This is a genomic window from Streptomyces aculeolatus, from assembly GCF_020400605.1.
GTDB lineage: Bacteria > Actinomycetota > Actinomycetes > Streptomycetales > Streptomycetaceae > Streptomyces > Streptomyces aculeolatus.
Genome location: NZ_JAINRD010000011.1, coordinates 40404 through 55863 on the forward strand (window position 1 = coordinate 40404; position 15460 = coordinate 55863).

At 72.5% G+C, this 15460-nt stretch carries 13 protein-coding genes and 1 riboswitch; of the genes, 10 read left to right on the forward strand and 3 right to left on the reverse strand.

From position 1 onward, the window contains the following. The first annotated feature begins 5 nt into the window (after positions 1 to 5). The 7 genes from LG396_RS19530 (at position 6) to LG396_RS19560 (ending at position 7463) form a co-directional block, all read left to right on the forward strand. Positions 6 to 1043 (forward strand): S66 peptidase family protein, encoded by a 1038-nt coding sequence (locus tag LG396_RS19530; RefSeq protein ID WP_225795742.1) that lies wholly within the window; start codon positions 6 to 8, stop codon positions 1041 to 1043. Then, positions 1030 to 1461 (forward strand): hypothetical protein, encoded by a 432-nt coding sequence (locus LG396_RS19535; protein WP_018853220.1) that lies wholly within the window; start codon positions 1030 to 1032, stop codon positions 1459 to 1461. The genes LG396_RS19530 and LG396_RS19535 overlap by 14 nt, the downstream gene beginning before the upstream one ends. Next, positions 1454 to 2707, forward strand: coding sequence for a hypothetical protein (locus LG396_RS19540; protein ID WP_225795743.1), 1254 nt, complete (start codon positions 1454 to 1456; stop codon positions 2705 to 2707). The genes LG396_RS19535 and LG396_RS19540 overlap by 8 nt, the downstream gene beginning before the upstream one ends. A gap of 59 nt (positions 2708 to 2766) precedes the next feature. After that, the gene (locus tag LG396_RS19545; protein ID WP_225795744.1) at positions 2767 to 3906 is read left to right on the forward strand and encodes a cytochrome P450; all 1140 of its coding nucleotides are present in this window, start codon (positions 2767 to 2769) and stop codon (positions 3904 to 3906) included. Positions 3907 to 4102: 196 nt separating this feature from the next. Beyond that, entirely contained in the window at positions 4103 to 5188 is a 1086-nt protein-coding gene (locus LG396_RS19550) for a LuxR C-terminal-related transcriptional regulator (RefSeq protein ID WP_225795745.1), read from the forward strand. A 50-nt stretch (positions 5189 to 5238) separates the two neighbouring features. Continuing rightward, positions 5239 to 6162, forward strand: coding sequence for an aminoglycoside phosphotransferase family protein (locus tag LG396_RS19555; RefSeq protein WP_225795746.1), 924 nt, complete (start codon positions 5239 to 5241; stop codon positions 6160 to 6162). 384 nt (positions 6163 to 6546) lie between these two features. Then, positions 6547 to 6707: riboswitch (cyclic di-AMP (ydaO/yuaA leader) on the forward strand. Positions 6708 to 6710: 3 nt separating this feature from the next. Then, positions 6711 to 7463 carry a LysM peptidoglycan-binding domain-containing protein gene (locus tag LG396_RS19560; RefSeq protein ID WP_225795747.1) on the forward strand — a complete coding sequence of 251 codons (753 nt, stop codon included), beginning with the start codon at positions 6711 to 6713 and terminating at the stop codon, positions 7461 to 7463. A 78-nt stretch (positions 7464 to 7541) separates the two neighbouring features. On the opposite strand, the gene LG396_RS19565 is transcribed toward LG396_RS19560, so the two are convergent. Continuing rightward, positions 7542 to 8960, reverse strand: a complete 1419-nt coding sequence (locus LG396_RS19565) for an FAD-binding oxidoreductase (RefSeq protein WP_225795748.1) — start codon at positions 8958 to 8960, stop codon at positions 7542 to 7544. A gap of 247 nt (positions 8961 to 9207) precedes the next feature. Between LG396_RS19565 and LG396_RS19570 the strand changes: the two genes are divergently transcribed. After that, positions 9208 to 10749 carry an FGGY family carbohydrate kinase gene (locus tag LG396_RS19570; RefSeq protein ID WP_225795749.1) on the forward strand — a complete coding sequence of 514 codons (1542 nt, stop codon included), beginning with the start codon at positions 9208 to 9210 and terminating at the stop codon, positions 10747 to 10749. Positions 10750 to 10773: 24 nt separating this feature from the next. On the opposite strand, the gene LG396_RS19575 is transcribed toward LG396_RS19570, so the two are convergent. Beyond that, complete coding sequence (locus tag LG396_RS19575; protein WP_225795750.1) at positions 10774 to 11556, reverse strand: IclR family transcriptional regulator; 783 nt, start codon at positions 11554 to 11556, stop codon at positions 10774 to 10776. A 202-nt stretch (positions 11557 to 11758) separates the two neighbouring features. On the opposite strand from LG396_RS19575, the gene LG396_RS19580 reads away from it, so the two are divergent. Both LG396_RS19580 and LG396_RS19585 read left to right on the forward strand, forming a co-directional pair. Continuing rightward, positions 11759 to 13477, forward strand: a complete 1719-nt coding sequence (locus tag LG396_RS19580) for a glycerol-3-phosphate dehydrogenase/oxidase (RefSeq protein WP_225795751.1) — start codon at positions 11759 to 11761, stop codon at positions 13475 to 13477. Positions 13478 to 13563: 86 nt separating this feature from the next. Then, positions 13564 to 14334: a GNAT family N-acetyltransferase gene (locus LG396_RS19585; RefSeq protein ID WP_225795752.1), complete on the forward strand. Its 771-nt coding sequence runs from the start codon at positions 13564 to 13566 to the stop codon at positions 14332 to 14334. Positions 14335 to 14364: 30 nt separating this feature from the next. On the opposite strand, the gene LG396_RS19590 is transcribed toward LG396_RS19585, so the two are convergent. Next, positions 14365 to 15393 (reverse strand): proline racemase family protein, encoded by a 1029-nt coding sequence (locus LG396_RS19590; RefSeq protein ID WP_225795753.1) that lies wholly within the window; start codon positions 15391 to 15393, stop codon positions 14365 to 14367. Between the last annotated feature and the right edge of the window lie 67 nt (positions 15394 to 15460).

Here is a 15460-nt window from a genome sequence, read left to right on the forward strand (position 1 = left end):
GCCGGGTGACCAGTGACAACCACCGGTGCGCCGGCTGCGCGGGCGTGCCCGCGCTGCCGCCGCGGCTCGCCCCGGGCGACACCCTCGTGGTGTGCACGCCCTCGGGCCCCGGCGCGCCGATCGCCGCCGAGCGCTTCGCCCGCGGAGTGCGGTGGCTGGAGCGGGCGGGCTTCGACGTCCGCGTCGGCGGGCAGGCGCATGCCACGGGGTACGCCGCGGGCTCCGCCCGGGAACGGGCCGAGGAGCTGAACACGGCGCTGCGCGACCCGGAGGTGCGCGGGATCGTCACCGCCATCGGCGGATACAACGCCAACGGCGTGCTGCCGTACCTGGATTTCGCGGCGCTGGCCGACCGGCCGCGCGTCCTGCTGGGGTACAGCGACGTGACGGCGCTGCTGCTGGCGGCGTACGCGTGCAGCAACGTGGTCACCTTCCACGGGCCGACGCTCATGCCCGAACTCGCCGAGTACCCGGCGCCGCTGCCCTACACCGAGGCGTCGCTGCTCGGCACCCTGTGCCGGCCGGATCCGCCCGGCGGGCTGACCGCGCCACCGGACTGGACGGAGGAGTTGCTGCGCTGGGACTCCGAGGACGTGCGGCCCCGCCGGATGCGGGAGCACCCCGGCTGGCGGTGGCTCAGCGGCGGAACGGGCACCGGCCGCCTCGTCGGCGGCAACCTCGACACCCTGTGCGCATTGCTCGGTACGCCCTACGCCCCCTGCCTGCGCGGCGCGGTGCTGTTCTGGGAGAGCTGCGCCGAGTCCATCGCCGTGATCGACCGGGGGCTGTGCCAGCTCGACGCCGCCGGCGGGACCGCCGGGCTGGCCGGGATGGTGGTCGGGCGGTCCTTCCGGAAGGGCGAGGAGTTCGAGCGCGACCTCCGGGCGCTGGTCGCCGAGCGGTACGCGGGCCGCGGGTTCCCGGTCCTCGCCGGAGTCGACATCGGCCACACCGATCCGATGCTCACGCTGCCGATCGGGGTCCGGGCCCGGCTCGACTCCGGCAGCTCGGCCTTCGAGGTGACGGACCGTGCTGTTCGGTAGCGGCCGGGCCGGGCGGGTGGCGGCGGCACTGGACGCCGCCGGTTACCGCCGCCTCCTCGACCTGCCGGCAGTGCCCGTGAACAACGCCTGCGGCCTGCGCTACGACGTGACCGTGCCGGTGCACCCCGGGCCGGCGGACTGGTACCTGCGCTCCTTCGGCGTGCAGTTCGACCTGGTCAGCAAGCGGTGGCTGCGGCAGGGCCGGCTGTGGTACTCGCTCGGCTGGGGGCTGGCGGGCCGGGCGGAGGTGGCGGAGTTGCTGCTCGTGCAGGCATGGCCCCGCGCGTCCGGGCACCTGCCGGACCAGGTGGCCGGCGTGCGCCCGCTCGCCCACCGCTGGCTCAGCGACACCGGGGCGGACGGCTGCGTCCGCGTGGCCGCGGTGCTCGACAGCGCCGACGGGGCCGCCGATGACTGACCAGGGCTACGTGCGGGCGCTGGAGCGGGCCCGGTTCATCATGGGGCCGCCGCGGATCAAGGGAATGGTCGTCTGGTCCGACGCCGGGCTGCAGTCGGTACGGCTGCTGGTCGACGCGTTCGTCTCGCTGGTCGGTGAACGGCATCAGGCCACCGTGCTGGAGCACGGCTTCCTTGCCGACGGACCCGCGTACCGGGAGGTCTTCGGCGGCTACGCCAACGTCTACGAGGTCGCCGCCGACCTCGGGATCCACCACGAGTCGCTGCTGCGGCCGGACAACCTGGTGACCACGCTGCAGCGGATGCGGACGGCCGGCACGGACGTGCCGTACATCGCGGTGGGCGGGTTGCTGCGCCGGTTCGACGGGCGGACGCCGCCGCTGTTCCGGGACCGGTTCATCTGGCCGGCCGTCCAGCTCACCCAGCGCGTCCGGCCCGACCGTGCCGTCGAGACCCTGGACTTCTACCGGGTGGTGGTGGAACGGCTGCTCGCTCTCGCCGGCCTCCCGGCGCTCACCGTGCGGACCCCGGCCCTCGCCGACTACGGACGGGTGACCTACCTCGTCATCAGCGCGCTGCCGAACGGCAGGCCCACCGTGCTCGCCACGCTCTACCTCCTGGCCGACGGCCTGCGCCACGCGCTCGGCGAGGAACTGGACATCGTCGACGTCGGTCTCACCGGCAAGGTGCTGGCGACCGTCGCGATGCTGCACCGCGACAGCCGCGGCCTGGTGCTGCCCGCCGCGTTGGCGCCGGTCCAGCTCTCGGTGATCCGCGGTCCGCGGACCGAGCCGGCGCCGGCGGCGCGCTGGCTCGACGCGCTCGGCGAGCGGGGCATCCGCGTCCGCACCGGTCCGGTCGCGCCGACCCGCTCCAGGCGGGACCGGACCGAACGCGGCTGGCACGCGCTGGGGGTGCCCCTGGTCGTCGGGCTGGACCGGCACCGTACCGGCGAGGTGATCCGGGCCGTGCGGCGTCCGCTGACCCGCACCCCGCTGGCGGAGCTGCCGGGCCCGGATGACGTGTGCGGCGACCTGGCGCGGCACGACGGCCGGCTGCTGCGCGCCGGCCGCGCCACGCTCCGCAGCAGCCTTGACGCGGGTGGCAACGTGCGCGCCGCCTGCCCCGCGTGCGCCGAGAGCCTCGCCGTGTTCGGGACGGTGGTCCCCGCTCGGCGGGCCCCCTGCGCGACCTGCCCGGCCATGGGGGACGTGGTGTTCGTCAGCGATGAGGGCCGGTTCTACTGAGACTTCACCATCAACGCGCGTGCCCGGGGCGGCACCGATCCAACGCGGAGGGATCTCCCATGACTGACCATCTGAGCTGGTACGACGAGATCCGGGAGGCGGGACGGGTGCACTGGGACGAGGAAACCCGGTCGTGGTACGTCACCCGGTTCGACGACGTGTGGGAGCTCCTGGTCGACGACCGGCTCGGCGCCAGGTCCGCCAAGGCCCACATCGAGCGGATGACACCGGCCCAGCGGGAGTTGTGCGCACCCGCCCTGGACTCCGTCTCGAAGTGGCCGGTGTTCACCGACGCGCCCCGGCACACCACGCTGCACCGCCTCATCCTGCCGTGCTTCGCCCCCGCGGAGACCGAGCGGGTCACCGGCGTGGCGCGGTCCTGTCTCAAGAGCGCAGAACCGGCCGACTGGAGCAGCGACGACGTCGTCGAGGCGGTGATCCAGCCGGCCTGCGTGGCCGCTCTCGCCGCCTTCCTCGGCATCAGCCCGGCCGACGTGACGCGGGTGACGGAATGGTCGGCGCGCCTGATCACCTTCGCCGGGCAGACCGCGTACGACCACGAGGTGGTGACCCGGGCGTCGGTCGCGCTCCGCGAGTTCGGCGACTTCGTGATGCGCACCTGCGCGGCCGGGAACAGCGTGCTCAGCTCCTCGATGCGGCGCTCGCTGCGGGAGGGCGTACTCGACCGCTCCGAGGTGGTGGCCGTCTACGGGCAGTTGGTCACCGGCTTCCTGCAGCCGACCATCAGCGCACTCGCCATGGCGATCGAGACGCTGGCCGACGACGGGGCCATGAAGGCCGCGTTCGAGGACGCCCCCGACACCTTCATCAGCGAGTCGATCCGGCTGGCGTCGCCGTTCCACTTCGCCCCTCGCCGCACACTGCGCGACATGCAGTTCGCGGGCCGGCTCATCCCGGCCGGCCAGCGCGTCGTGCTGCTGCTGGTCGCGGCGAACCGCGACCCGCGCCGGTTCCCCGACCCGCTGCGGTTCCGCATGGACCGCGGCACGCCCCCGCACGTCTCCTTCGCCCGCGGACGGTACGCGTGCCTGGGCGCCGGCCTCACCCGACACCTCATGCGGGCCGTGCTCACCGCCCTGGCCGAGCAGCCGGCCGGCCTCGCCCCGCCCGCCACGGTCGAATGGCACGTCGGGCGGGGCATGCGGATGCCCCTGCGCCTCACCCGAACGAAGGCATGAGCGGACCACCGAAGCCACCGGTGAAACCGGCCGGGACGGATGACGTGCGGCGGAGACCCCGACGGTGGCCGCCACCGGACTTTCGGGCCTGGCGGAATCACCTTCCGTCCACGTACGACCGACGCCAGCATGTCAGCCGATGGCGACCTGATGCGCGTAACGGTTCACATGTGGACGTAGTACTACGGGGGTTCAAATGCTGCGTATTCACTTCTCCGGCGATGACCTGGCCAGGACACGGCTGGCCGGTGGGCCGGACCCGATGTGGGAGACGCTGCTGAGTCTGCATGTCCTTCAGCAGCCGGAGGACGTGGGGCCCCTTCGGCAGTGGCGGAACACGGTGCGCGCGCAGGTGCCTCCCAGCACGGCACTGCTGCACGAACTGGCGCCGTACAGAGGGTATTCCGCGGACTTCCTCACTCCCGCCGGTGTGGGTGACGAGGGGTTCGAGGCGGGGTTGGAGGCCGTACTGTCCACCCCGCGGCACCGGCTCCGCGGGGATATCGCGGTGCTGATGGCCGAGCGGCGCCCCACCCCCTGGTTGCGTTCCCTGGCGGAAGGCCGCAGTACGTCAATCGAGCGGCTCGGGCACGCGTTACGGGACTATCACTCCTGTGCCATCGCGCCGTTCTGGCGGGAGCTGTGCCACCAGGCCGCCTTCGACCGGGCCGCTCGGGCGCACATGCTGGTCGAGTACGGCCTGGGCCGGCTGCTGGGCACCCTGCTTCCGGCCATGCGGTGGCAGGGACGGACGCTCACGGTGCCGTACGGCGGGTACGACCGGGATGTGTATCTGGACGGGCGCGGCCTGCTGGTCGTGCCGTCGATGTTCTGCCGGGGGCGCCCCGTCTGCCTGCGGGACCCCGGCCTGCCCCCGGTGCTGGTCTATCCCATCGCCCCCGCGCTGAGCCGGCTGGGCCCCGCAGAGAACGCCATGGCGGGCCGGGACGACGGCCTCCACGACGCGACGCCGGCGCGGCGGGGCCCGGCCGGGGTGGTACGCCAGTTGACGCGGCGGGAGCAGCAGGTGCTGGCGTTGATGGCCGAGGGGCGCTCCAACGAGGCGATCACTCAGCGCCTGGGCGTCTCCGACAAGACGGTGGAGACGCATGTGCGGAACATCTTCGCCAAGCTGAAGCTGAAGCCCGATCTCGCCGACCACCGGCGGGTGCTGGCCGTGCTGGCCTATCTGCACAGCGGGCTGCTCCCGGCCCCCGCGCGACCACACCCGGGACGCGGGGAGGCGGGCGGGGAGGGGGTCCTGGAACTCCTCACGGAATGATCTCCGGGGTGATGGGATTGCCCAAGGCCGTCGATCCGGAGGTATGTGATTTGGGCACGTCAGAAGCGGTCGAGATCCCTCAGTCCTTGGCGCTGTCCTACGCCGGAGGCTTCGGCGAGGAAGGGCGGGACTGGATCGCCGGACTGCCGGCTCTCGTTGCGGAACTCCTGGAGCGCTGGGAGCTGCAACGGGACGGCGCGGTCCGTTCGGGGGAAGCCTCGCTGGTGCTGCCGGTGCTGCGGAAGCACGGCACGCGCGCGGTCCTCAAACTGCAGATGCCCCGCGAGGAGACCACTGCCGCACTCATCGGCCTGCGCACCTGGAACGGCGAGGGAGTGGTGCAGTTGCTCGACCACGATCCCGACAGCAGCACCATGCTCCTGGAGCGGCTGGACGGCGACCGCACGCTGGCCTCGATCGAAGACGACGATGTGGCGGTGGGCATCCTCGCCGAACTCCAGGCCCGCCTGGTCCGTGTCCCCGCACCACCGGGACTGCGCAGCCTCGGCGACATCGCCACGGAGATGCTGGCGCAGGTTCCCCAGGCGGTCACGGCTCTGGCCCACCCGGCGGACCGGCAGCGCCTGCGCGGCTGGGGCTCGGCGGTGGACGAGCTGGTCGGCGAGCCCGGCGACCGCATCCTGCACTGGGATCTGCACTACGACAACGTCCTCGCCGCCCAGCGCGAGCCGTGGCTCGCCATCGACCCCGAGCCGCTCGCCGGCGACCCCGGCTTCGACCTCTGGCCCGCCCTGGACAGCAGGTGGGACGACGTCGTCGCGAAGGGCGATGCAGTGCGCGTGGTGCGGCGCCGCTTCGATGTGCTCACCGAAGCCCTCGGCCTGGACCGCGCACGCGCGACCGGCTGGACCCTCGGACGACTGCTGCAGAACTCGCTGTGGGACATCGCCGACGGCCGGACCGCGCTCGCGTCGTCCTCCGTCGCGGTCGCCGAATCCCTGCTCAACCGCTGAGACCGACGGCTCGGCCTCCATCCGGTCCGGCGGTGCCGCAGCCGTGCATCCGCACTCTCGACGGAAGCCACTTATCGGACACCCCTCTGGCGCCACTACGCACCATTTGATCGATTCGCCCCCGATCAACCCATCATGCACTTTCGGCCGCTCGGGCCTCCGCATCCGGTGATGCGAATCACGTTCGGCCGCCGCGCACCGGCGGTGGAATTCACAGTTTCCTTATTCCGCACACGAGTTGCACCCCCCTTCGCTTTCGGCAGCGGCACTCAACCGGTCTCGGAGCCGGTCCCGTATTGACCGGGCGAGTTCCGCGACTTGTCCGGACCGGAAAGACATGCTTAAGTCTCCGCCAGCCGGATGGACGCCGAATCCTGCCGCCACCCGGAACCGTTCCCTAACCACTCACGGCAGGAGCGGGGGACCCATAGGTAAGGCGCCGGTCCGGTTTCCGGAACGGCTTGGGGTGAAGTCGCACCGTGGTGCGGCCGGGCATCTCCTGCCCGAACCCGACAGCTCACCTCGCAGGCGCAGGAGGAGAAACACCCATGCCTGCAAAAGGTAAGCACCGCCGTCCCAAGCTGCGACTGATCAGCCGTGGCGCCGCTTTCGCCGGAGTCAGCGGCGTCGCGATCGCCGTCCCGCTGATCGGCGCATCCGCGGCCTCCGCGGCCGGATCCGCTCCCCAGACCGCCCACCAGACCGGCGTACGCGCCGAGGTCGCCGCCGCGGGGACCGCCAAGGCCGAAGCGACCACGTATGCCGTGGTCGCCGGAGATTCCCTCGCGAAGATCGCCGAACAGCACGCCGTGTCCGGCGGCTGGGAGAAGTTGTACGAGGACAACCGCGAGGCCGTCGGCGGCAACCCGCACTTCATCCTCCCGGGCCTTGAACTCGCGCTCGGCGCAAAGGCCGAGACGAGCGACCCGAAGGAATCCGACTCGGGCAACAAGGCTTCCACCGCGTCCGTCACGAGCTACCCGGACAACCTCGACGGGTGGATCAGGGAGTCGCTGGACATCATGGCCGAGCAGGGCATCCCAGGGACTTACGACGGCATTTACCGCAACATCATGCGTGAGTCCGCGGGCGACCCGCAGGCCATCAACAACTGGGACTCCAATGCCGCCGCGGGCACCCCTTCCAAGGGCCTGCTCCAGGTGATCGCTCCCACCTTCGAGGCCTACCACGTGCCGGGTACCTCGACCGACAGCTTCGACCCGGTGGCCAACATCACCGCCGCGTGCAACTACGCCGCCGACCGGTACGGGTCGATCGACAACGTCTACGGGCCGTACTGAGACACCGGAGAGCGCCGGTGTTCCCACCGGCGCTCTCCGCCTCCGCCGTGCAGCCGGGACCCGGGACCCGGGACCCCGTCAGAGTCCGGCTTTGCCCGGGTTCATGATGCCGGCCGGGTCGAGGGACTTCTGAAGGGTGCGCATGAGGTCGAGACCGGATCCCAGCGCCTCCGGCATCCACGGTGCGCGTTCCAGGCCCACCCCGTGGTGGTGGCCGATGATCGCACCGGAGCGCAGGCTCTCCTCGATCACGGACTTCCACACGGCGTCGTACGCGGTCAGGGCCTCCTCGTCCGAGCCGAACTCGCCGCGGACGATGGCGTACAGCGCGGCGCCCTGGTCGTAGACGTGGCTGACGTGCGCCATGAACTCGCTCATGTGCGGCGCCGCGGCCTCCTTGAGGCGCTCGTAGAGGGCCGGCAGTTCCGACCACGTCGCGGTGACCTCGATCGCCTCGGCGACACCGCCGGTCCTGCCGACGGCGTCGGTCGACCAGGAGTAGTCGAAGCGGCGCTGCTCCCAGTTCACACCGGGCTCGGGACCAAGGACGTCGCCGCCCTGCTCCCCCACGTGCCCGAGGGTGATCTTCTCCTGGGCCGCGACGAGGTCGGGGGCACCGTCGAACGCGAGGATCAGCAGCCAGCCGGGGGTGCCCGCGAACTTGGTGTGCTTGGCGGATGCCTCGACGGGATCGTAGATACGTACGACCGCGGGGCGGACGCCGTCGACCAGGGAACGGCGCACGGCCTCCAGGGCCTGCTCGAAGGTGCCGAAGCGGGCCGAGTTGAACAGGCGCGCCTCGGGCCGGGGGACCAGCTTGAGGGTGACGTGTGTGATCACGCCGAACATGCCCTCGGAGCCGATGAACAGCTGTTTGAGGTCGGGCCCGAGCGAGGCGCGCGGCAGCGAACGGGTCTGTACGACCTCGCCGCCGGGAAGCACGACCTCGAGGTCCCCGGTGCGGTCCTCGATGTTCCCGTACAGCGACGAGAAGGTGCCCGATCCCCGCATCGTGATGCACCCGCCCACGGAGGCGAGGTAGTACGACTGGGGGTAGTGGCCGATGGTCAGGCCCGAATCCTTGATCGCCTCGTCGAGCTCCGACAGCCGGACACCGGCACCGACGGTGACCGTCCGGTTGGTCACGTCGACCTCGCCGACGCTGTCGAAGCGGGCCATGTCGAGTACGACGCCCCCGCGCACCGGGATGCCCGCACCGACGGTCCCCGACCCCAGGCCGCGAGGCGTCACGGGAATGCCGTGCGAGGTCGCCCAGCGCATCACCCGGGACACCTGATCGGTGGTGGTCGGACGGACGACCAGGGCGGCGGTCGCCAGCGGGGTGTCGTTCGCCTCGGCCTTCTTGCTGCGGACCGATGCGTCCGCGGACATGGCGCGTAGCTCCGCGGGGGCCGAGACGAGGATGGCCCCGTCGACGGTGGCGCGCAGTTCGTCCAGCGCCTCCTGCGGAACCGTGGCGATGGCACCGGTGGTCATTGCTGCTCCCTACGTACGTCGTCGATCGCTCAGGGCGGCGACTGGGGCGCCGGCCGTTTCGCCACCTTCGCCGACCGCCGGTGCCGGTCGTCAAAGGCGTTGACACCCGGCGTCAATCCGGCCCCCGCGGAAAAGGCCTCGTTGTCACGGCGTGGCAATGTCCTTGCATCCCGGCGCCACTCTCCGATCATGGCGGGAAACCGGCGGCGCAGCATGCCGGCCGGACCACGACGCGGTGGAGGAGAACATGAGCACACGCCACGTCCTCGTGCTCGACGAGGGCACCACGAGCACCAGGGCCGTACTGTTCGACGACCGGTCCGAGGTCGTCGCGAGCAGCGCGCTCCCCCTTGCGATCACGACGCACGCCGACGGGCGCGTCGAGCAGGACGCGGCGGAGCTCTGGTCGGCCTCCCGGTCCGTGATCAGCGAGGTGGTCGCCACCGCCGCGGACGGCGGGCTCGACATCGCCGCGCTGGCCATCGCGGTCCAGCGCACCACCACCGTGCTCTGGGACGCGGAGACCGGGGAGCCCGTCGCCCCGGTCGTCAACTGGCAGGACACCCGTGCGGCCGCCCGCGCGGCCGAGCTCTCCGCCGAGTGGGCAGGCCGCGCCAAGGCCGCCACGGGCCTGGTCCTCGGACCCGCGCACGTCGGCCTCCACCTCGACGCGCTGCTCTCCCGGGACCCGGGCCTGCGCGACCTCGCCGAGCAGGGCCGGCTGCGCGCCGGGACGCCGGAGAGCTGGATCATCTGGAACCTGACCGGCGGCACCGACGGCGGCGTCTTCGCGACCTCCACCTCCTGCGCGGGCTCGACGGGACTCCTCGACCTCGGTACGGGCCGCTGGTGGACGGCGCTCCTCGACGAGCTCGGCATCCCCGCCGCGGCCCTCCCGCAGGTGCTGCCCGAGGACGCCGACTACGGCGCGACACGCCCCGGGCTCGTCGGGGCGCGGATCCCGATCACCGGGGTCCTGGGCGACCAGCAGGCGGCGCTGTACGGCCACGGCGCGTTCCGGGCCGGCACGGTGAAATGCACCCACGGCACCGGCAGCTTCATCAACTTCCACGTCGGATCCGACCCCATCGACGCCGGGGAGGGCCTCGACTGCCGCGTCGCGTGGACCACCGCGGAGTCCCGTGCCCACATGCTCGAAGGAGGGTCGTTCGTCACCGGCAGCGCCGTCGACTGGATGGTGAACCAACTGGGGGTGCTGCCCGCGGCCGACCGGATCGACTCCGTCTACGCCGAGGGCGATGCGGACTCCGGCCTCATCAGCATCCCGGCACTCGCGGGCTTCGCCGCTCCCCACTGGGACGCCACGGCACGCGGAATGATGATCGGCTTCAACCGGGGCACGACCGCGGCGGACGTGGTGCGTGCGACCGTCGACGGCACCGCCCACACCGTCGTCGACATCATCGAGACGATGGCGCGCAACGCCACGACCAGCCCGAAGGTGGTGATGGCGGACGGCGGCCTCAGCCGCTCGGACGCGCTGCTCCAGTCGCAGGCCGACCTGCTCCAGATCCCCGTGGTCCGGGCCGCACAGGCCGAGTACGTCACCGCGCGGGGCGCCGCCTGGTGCGCGGGCATCGCACACGGCGTATGGGCCGGCGAGGAGGCGGTGAGCGCCACGATGGCCGAAGGACAGCAGTTCACGCCGCGTATGAGCCCGGAGGAGCGGAACGTCCGCCGGCAGGCGTGGCAGGACGCGGTCTCACGCAACCTCGGGTGGCGGCGTGCCCACCTGCCCGCGTCGTCCGCCCAGGACCGGCAGGACTGACGCGGACCGCACGCCGCCGCGCGCTCAGGCCCCGCCCTCGCCGCCGATCGCCGCGGAGAACTCCTTCGCGGCAGGCCTGAGCGCGCGCAGCAGTTCGGCCCGCCGGGCCTCGCTCATCACGGGGCGTTTCGTCGAGACGGTCAGCGCCCCGACCGCGCGACCGCCGACGCCCACGACGGGCACCGCGACGCACGTGATCCCGAGGGAGTACTCCTGGCGGTCCTGCGCGAAGCCCTGCTGCCGTACCTGCAGGCACTCGCGCTCCAGCTCACGCACGTCCGTGATCGTGTACTGCGTGAACCGCTGCAGCGGTCGCACGCTGTACGCCTCGAGCGCGGACCGGTTGTACGCGATGAACACCTTGCCGCTCGCGCTCGCGTGCAGCGGGCGCCGGGAGCCCGGCACGATCGGCGGCGACTTCTCCGAGACCGGGGAGCTCCGGCTCGCCGTCGCGACCGTCACCGCGGTGCCCTGGTCGCACACCGTCACGTGGACCGGCTCACCGGACCGCTCCGCGAGTTCCTCGCAGAACATCCGCGCCCGACGCAGGAACTCCAGTTGGTCGGAGGTGTTCTGGGCCAGTCCGGCGATCACCGGCCCCAGCCGGTACCGGCTGCGCTCGCTCGCCTCGGTCACCATTCCCAGAGCCTTCAGCGAGGCCAGGTGCCGGTACGTGGTGCGCTGGCCCAGCCCGGTGCGCACCTGCACCTCGGCGACGTTCGCGCCGGCCGGCCCCGCCTCACCCACGGCCTGCAGAACGAAGAAGGCACCCTGCAGGACCGCGGGGACCTTCGTCTCGTCTGCCACGATCGCTCCCTGATCCACGTGGTCCATGATCCATGTGATCCACGGAAAGTCGGCATCCGCAAAGAGGCACGGCATTCGTTGACACGCGGCGTCAATGAATTGGACCTCCCGGAGCCCGCACCGCAGGATTTCCAGTAGATCCGAAAAAATCCTGCCGATCACGCTCCGCTCGGCAGATGTACCACATGAGGTGGCCGCCACGATGTCCCGTGCTCTGCGCAGTGCCGTCGCGAACCAAACCGCCCCCGTCGCCTTCGACCGTGAAACAGCGCTCGCTTCCTTGCGTGGAACGGCGCTGGACGTACTCGTCGTCGGCGGGGGCATCACCGGGGTGAGCGTCGCGCTCGACGCCGTCACCCGCGGTCTGACCGTCGGGCTCGTCGAGCGAGCGGACTTCGCCGCGGGGACGTCGTCGGCCTCCTCCAAGATGATCCACGGCGGGCTGCGCTACATCGAGCAGAAGGAGGTCCGCCTCGTCTACCACTCGCTGCTCGAACGCCAGCGCATGTACGAGCGCGCTCCGCACCTGGTCAGCAGGCTCCCGTTCCTCTTCCCGATCTACCGCGACAAGGGCGTCTTCAGCCCCGGCGTCGCCCGCACCCTCCGGGCGGGCCTCGTCGCCTACGACGCGCTGGGCGGCTGGCGGATCGGCCGGCGGCACCGGCGCATCTCCCGCGAGCAGGTGCTCACCCAGTGCCCCACTCTCCGGCCGGAAGGCCTGCTGGGCGGCCTGCTGTACTTCGACTGCCGGACCGACGACGCCCGGCTGACCCTCGCCGTCGCGCGCACCGCCGCAATGCTCGGTGCCCATGTCGCGAACCGGGCCGAAGTCGTCGCCCTCGAGTCGTCCCGGGGCGGGCACGTCGCCACCGTCCGCGCGACGGGCGCCGACGGGACGAGCGAGGACCTCCGGGTGCGGGCGAAGGTCGTCGTCAACGCCGCAGGCGTGTGGAGCGACGCCGTCAGCACCCTGGCCGACGCGGACCACCGCCACCAGATCCGCCCCGCCAAGGGCGTACACGTGGTCGTCCCCTGGGAGAAGGTGCGCAGCCAGTCCACGCTCACCTTCCCGATGCTCGGGGGAGCACGCGGCAAGGGCGGCAAGGGCTTCGTGGTGCGCTGGGGAGACCACTGCTACGTCGGGACGACCGACACGGCGTACACCGGCGACCTCGACGACCCGCGCTGCACCCGGGCCGAGGCCCGGACCCTGCTGGAATCCCTGAGCGCCGCGCTGAGCACGGAGATCACGGTCGAGGACGTCACCAGCACGTGGGCCGGCCTGCGCCCGCTCATCGACACCGGCGGCGGCGACACCTCCGAACTCAGCCGCGAACACGAAGTCACCGTGCAGGACGGCGTGGTCACCGTCGCGGGCGGCAAGCTGACGGTGGCGCGCACCATGGCGCAGATCGCGACCGACAAGGTCTGCGGGCTGCTCGGCACCCGCCGCACCTGCCGCACCGCCGACCTGCCCCTGGTCGGCGGCGCGGACTTCGATGCCGAGGCGGTCGAGGCGACCGGCGGCCGGTTCGGCCGTCTGAGCGGCCGGTACGGCACGGAGGCCCGGTTCGTCGAGGACCTGATCGCGGCGGCTCCCGCTCTCGCCGAGCCGATGGCGCCGGGCCTCCCGTACCTGTGGGCGGAAGCGGTCTACGCGATCCGCCACGAGATGGCCCGGACCGTGGGCGACGTACTGACGCGCCGCGTCCCGGCACGGATCCTCGACTCCCGGGCGGCCGCCTCCGTCGCGGACCGGGTCGGGGAACTGCTGGCGGCCGAGCTCTCCCTCCCCGGTCACGAGGTCGACCGGCAGGTGGCGGAGTTCGTCGCGGACGTGCGCCGCGAACGCGAGGCACTCGGCCTCCCGGCGCCCGCCGGAACGGCGCAGCACTCCGGTCCCGCCGCGCCGAAGAGGTGACGGCGCCGCACCGGGCGGACCGGGATCCCCAGTGGCGCGAGTGCTGCGTCACAGCGCGTCCCGGTGGCATCTGGTAGGCACGGCGCGTGGAGGAACTCGGACGACTCAGCGATGTCGAGCAGGCCGCGGCCGGTGACGGGCAGCCGGTGTGGGCCGCGCAGGGGCAGGGCGGCGACCGGCTGGGGCCGGGGGTACGGGCGTGGCGGCACGGCGCGGCGCTGGCGGTGGCCGGCCCGAGTGCGCAGCAGGACCGGCTCGCGGTCCGCGGCGGCGGCACCGACGCGGCCGTGCTGGTGCGGCGGGTCCTGGACGAGGTCGGCCCGTCCTACCGGCTCCTCGGCGAGGCATCCCTGATCGAGGCGCTGGTGGGGCGGCTGCCCGGGCTGGTGCCGGTCCACGACTTCTTCTGGATGGAGACCACCTCCCTCTCCGGAGCCGGAGCGGCCACCGCGGGGGTGCGGTGGCTGGACACCCGGGAGGAGAAGGAGACGGCCACGCTGTTCGACCGCTTCTTCCCCGACTCCTACGCGCAGCCGGGGCACGCGGGCGTACGCCGCTGGGCCGGCGTCGTCGGCGAGGTGCCCGGCGGTGCCGGGGCGGAGCCGCTGGCGGTGGCGGCGGACGCGTGGTCCGCGGCCGGGTGCGGGTTCATGGGCGGCGTCCTCACCCACCCCGCCGCACGCGGGCGCGGTCTCGCGCGGGCCGTCTCCGGCTTCGTCCTGGACGACCTCGTCGCGCGCCACGGGCGCGCCGCGCTCATGGTGCTCACCGGCAACGCACCGGCCGTCGCCGCCTATGAGCGCCTCGGCATGGCCAAGCGCCTGTTCGGGGCCGCGCAGATACCGCCGCCGCGCTGACGGCGCGGGCCGCGGGCCGCGGGCCGCGGGTCAGCGCAGGACGAAGCCGGTGCCGAATTCGTCCGCGGGGTCGAGTTCGAAGTGGTGCCGGCCCGTCCGGTACGCCGTTCCGGTGACTTCGGGGACGACCGCGGGGTGGCCGTCGGCGGTCACGGCTTCCGCGATGCGGGCCGTGAAGCGGCTGCCGACGATCGACTCGTGGACGAGGGTCCCGCCCGGCTTCAGGGCGCCGGTCGCCGCGAGCACGGCGACGCGCGAGGAGGTGCCGGAGCCGCACGGGGAGCGGTCGACCTGGCCGTCGGCGAAGACGGCCACGTTGCGCTGGTGCAGGTTGCCGTCCGGGTCCGGGCCCAGGTCGTCGTAGAGGATGGTGCCGTAGATGCCGCTGAGGCGGTCGTCGGCGGGGTGGCGGGCGTACGCGGTGTCGTTGAGGGCCCACTTGATCTCGCGGCCGATCGCGATGAGCGCCGTGTAGTGCTCGGGGGTGACGGCCAGTCCGGCGGTGGCGGCGTCGAGGTGGGCGTAGATGGCGCCGCCGTAGGCGACGTCGACGACGACGTCGCCCCGGGACGTCGCCAGGGGCACCTGTCCGGCGAGGCGGTAGCTGGGGACGTTGACGAAGTCGACGCCGGTGACGCCGTCGCCGTCGGTGTGCACGCGCAGGGTGACCCTGCCGGAGGGGACGTCGATGACGACCGCGGTGCTGCCCGAGGGGTCGCGCGGGACGCGGCCGGTCTCCACCGCCCAGACGGCCAGCGCGATGGAGCCGTGGCCGCAGGCGGTGGAGAAGCCGTCCTTGTGCCAGAACAGCACGCCGAAGTGGGCGCCGTCGTCGTCGGGCGGGGTGAGGAAGCCGCCGTACATGTCGGCGTGCCCGCGCGGCTCGGAGCCGAGGAGCCGGCGCAGGTCGTCCACGCCGGGGTCGGCGAGGGCGAAGGTGCGGCGTTCGGCGACGGTGGCGCCCTCGATGGCGACGGGCGGCTCGGCGACGATGCGGAACGGCTCGCCGCCCGTGTGGTAGTCGACGGTGCTGACCGTCCGGAGGCGCTGCCCGCCCATGGTCGTCTCCTTGCGCGGCTGAGATGGGAGTGAGGTGTAATATATTACGCCCCACTCGCCGTCGATA